Genomic DNA, 3,038 nt, shown 5'->3' on the forward strand with positions numbered 1-3,038 from the left:
AGTCAATCAGGGGGCGCCTCATGCAGCCTCCTTCGCGACGCCCAGGTAGGCTTCCTGCACCACGGGCGAGGCGATCACTTCGGCGGGCTCGCCGTCGGCCACCAGCGTGCCGTTGTGCAGCACGATGATGCGGTCGGCCAGCTCGCGCACCACGTCCATCTTGTGTTCGACCAGCAGGATGGTCTTGGTCTTGTCCTGCTTGAGCCGGCGGATCAGGTCGAGGATGACCGGCGCCTCGGCCGCGTTCATCCCCGCCGTGGGCTCGTCGAACATGAAGACCTGCGGTTCCAGCGCCATCAGCAGCGCGACTTCCAGCTTGCGCTGATCGCCGTGCGGCAGGCTCGCCACCACATCGTGCTCGCGGGCCTTGAGGTTGGTCTCGGCCAGCAGCGCATCGGCGCGCTCGGTAAGCGCACGGTGGTCGCTCCAGATGCTCCAGAGGTTGAGGCCGCGGCGGTGCGGCCCTTCGTGCGCGGCCTGCACGGCCAGGCGCACGTTCTCCAGCACCGTGAGGTTGGGGAACAGGTTGGTCAGCTGGAAGGCACGGCCCAGGCCCGCGCGGGTGCGCGCCGAGGCCGGCAGCGCCGACAGGTCACGGCCGTCCAGCAGCACCTTGCCCTCCGTGGCCTTGAGCTGGCCCGAGACCAGGTTGAAGTAGGTGGTCTTGCCCGCCCCGTTGGGGCCGACGATGGCCGTCAGCGTGCCCGGCGCAAAGCGGCAGCTGACGGCATTCACCGCCACATGCCCGCCGAAGCGGATGGTGAGGTTCTGGGTTTCAAGCAATTTCGGAAGTCCTGGCGCGTTCAGTAGCAGGTGCCGACCTCGTAGTAGCCGGCGGCGGTCTTCTTCAGGGTCGTCTCGATGTAGATGTTCCACAGCCCCATCCCCTGGTTGGAGCCATAGGCATAGGCGAAGCCGTAGAGCGCATAGGCCCGCGCGGCCATGGTGTGGCTGTAGTTGTCGGTGGTGGTACACACAGGCGTCATGCCGGTGGTGGTGGCGGTGGCCGTGGCAGACGCGGCGCCACGTGCGCCGGCCGCATTCACCGCGCGCACCGTCCACCCGTAGCTGCTGCCCGCGACGAGGTCGCTGTCGGTGTAGCTGGTGCCGGTGAGCGGCGTGGCGTTGCGACGGCCGCCGTTGCGGTAGACCACATAGCCCGCCGCACCCGGCACGGCGGACCAGCTCAACTTCATGGTGCTGGCCGTCGCGGCCGAAGCCGTCGGGCCACTCGGCGCCGCGAGCGCGGCCGTGGCCGTGCCGCCCGACAGATGCTTGACCATGGCCTGGATGGCGGCCATCTGCGGGCCTGCTTTCTTCGCGTAGTCCGCGCTGTCGTAGCCCCACCAGTCCCAGCAACCATTGGTCGCCGTCACACCCGTCTGCGGATAGAGCACCACGATGTTGTTCGTGTCGGCCCAGCGGTTGTAGCCCGTGCTGCGCACGTACTGCTGCCCGATCTGCGCCGTGTTCTGCTTGCAGCCGTGCAGCGCCAAGTGCAGCCGGCAGGTGGCACTGCCGCTGGCGCAGGCCGCAGGCACATAGGCCCAGCCGGTCTGCGCCAGCGCATGGCCGCCGACGAAGCCGCGCTGGTCGAACTCCACGAAGCTGCCACCCAGCGGGCCCACGTTGCGCGGGTTGAGCGTGCCGTAGATCTGCTGCAGCAGCGCGCCGGCCAGGTCGAAGTTGCAGTCGTCGATGTACGGGTCGCCCTTGACCGAGCAGGCACTGCCGTAGTCGTCGGTGACGAAGGAGTGCTCGGCCGCCAGATCCTTCTTGTAGGAGATGTTGGCCGCAGGCACGAAAGCGCCGTAGTAGCTGCGCAGGTCGTCCATCACGGCCGTCTTGACCACGCTGTCGAGCGTGCCCGAGAACAGGTAGAGCCGGCTGGCCGCGAGGTTGGACACCGGGTCGATGGCGCCGCTGGCCGCCCAGTTGTTGGTGGTGGTCACCAGGCTGCTGACCGGGATGCTGCTGTCATGTGCCATGCAGCGACCGGTGGCATAGACCACCGAGCCCTCCGCACAGTAGTAAGGCCCGCCCGCCACCACGCCCGCCCCCTTCTTGAAGGTGGCCGAATAGGCCACGTGCAGCTGCACGGCCATGTAGCCGCCCGAGGACACGCCCGACACGCTGACCTGCGCAGGGTCGATGTTCAGCTCCGGCAGCGGCACGGCCGTCGCCGCGCCGGCCAGCAGCCAGGCCGACACGAGCACACCGGCGGCGCGCCTGAGCGGCGCGGTGAACTTCTGCATGGTGGTTCTCCTGGCTGGGAAATAGCCGTCAGCCGGTGGCGAAGCGATGCGGGGACACCCACGACCGGCTTGCCGATCCTGGGCCTGGCGAATGATCGAAGGGCTCGCACCCAGGCTTCGACAAGCTCAGCCCGAACGGGCTGTGGTTGACTGGCCTGGCATTGAGCGCAGGGGGCCCTTATCGCTTATTGCGGATCGGGATGTCCATCTCGGACGGCTTGATCTCGTGCACCAGCTCCGGCACACCCCACGCGAAGGCCGGGTCCACCTTGATCTTGAAGTGGTACATGCTCTGCAGCGCCTGGTGATCTTCCTTGCGGAAGGTCATGGTGCCCTTGGGCGTGTCGAAGCTCATGCCTTCCATGGTGCTGATGAGCTTGTTGGTGCCGGTGTCGCCGCCCGTCTTCTTGAGCGCGGTGACGACGGCCATGGCGGCCGAGAAGCCGCCGGCGGTGAAGAAGTCCGGCGGGCTCTTGAACTCCTTGTAGTGCATGGACACCAGCGCCTCGTTCACCGGGTTCTTCGGGATGCCGAAGTAGTAGTAGGTGGCGCCTTCCATGCCGGGAAAGTTCTTGTAGCTGGCCATGGCCGGCAGGATGTTGCCGCCGGTGGCGATCTCGATGCCGTAGCGCTTCAGGTCCAGGTCGGCGATCTTGAAGGGGTTGCCCGCGCCGGCCCACACGATCCAGATCACCTTGCGGCCGGGCTGGTCCTTGAGCTTGTCGATCAGGCGCTGCGCACCGGCGGTGAAGTCGGTGGTGTTCTGCGGCAGGTATTCCTCAT

At 67.2% G+C, this 3,038-nt stretch carries 3 protein-coding genes; all 3 read right to left on the reverse strand.

Annotation, left to right across the window (positions count from 1 at the left end):
* Positions 1-18: 18 nt before the first annotated feature.
* Positions 19-783 (reverse strand): ABC transporter ATP-binding protein, encoded by a 765-nt coding sequence (locus tag QZ772_RS19730; RefSeq protein ID WP_295529753.1) that lies wholly within the window; start codon positions 781-783, stop codon positions 19-21.
* Between the two features lie 20 nt (positions 784-803).
* Positions 804-2,255, reverse strand: a complete 1,452-nt coding sequence (locus tag QZ772_RS19735; protein WP_295529756.1) for a PHB depolymerase family esterase — start codon at positions 2,253-2,255, stop codon at positions 804-806.
* Positions 2,256-2,433: 178 nt separating this feature from the next.
* On the reverse strand, positions 2,434-3,038 hold a 605-nt coding region (locus QZ772_RS19740), incomplete at its 5' end, for an ABC transporter substrate-binding protein (protein ID WP_295529759.1).

This window comes from uncultured Pseudacidovorax sp. (assembly GCF_913773995.1).
Lineage (GTDB): Bacteria > Pseudomonadota > Gammaproteobacteria > Burkholderiales > Burkholderiaceae_C > Xenophilus.

What these genes read in the sequence shown, in the direction of transcription:
- QZ772_RS19735 (WP_295529756.1), bottom strand. Translation starts at nt 2,255, where the DNA reads ATGCAGAAGTTCACCGCGCCGCTCAGGCGCGCCGCCGGTGTGCTCGTG.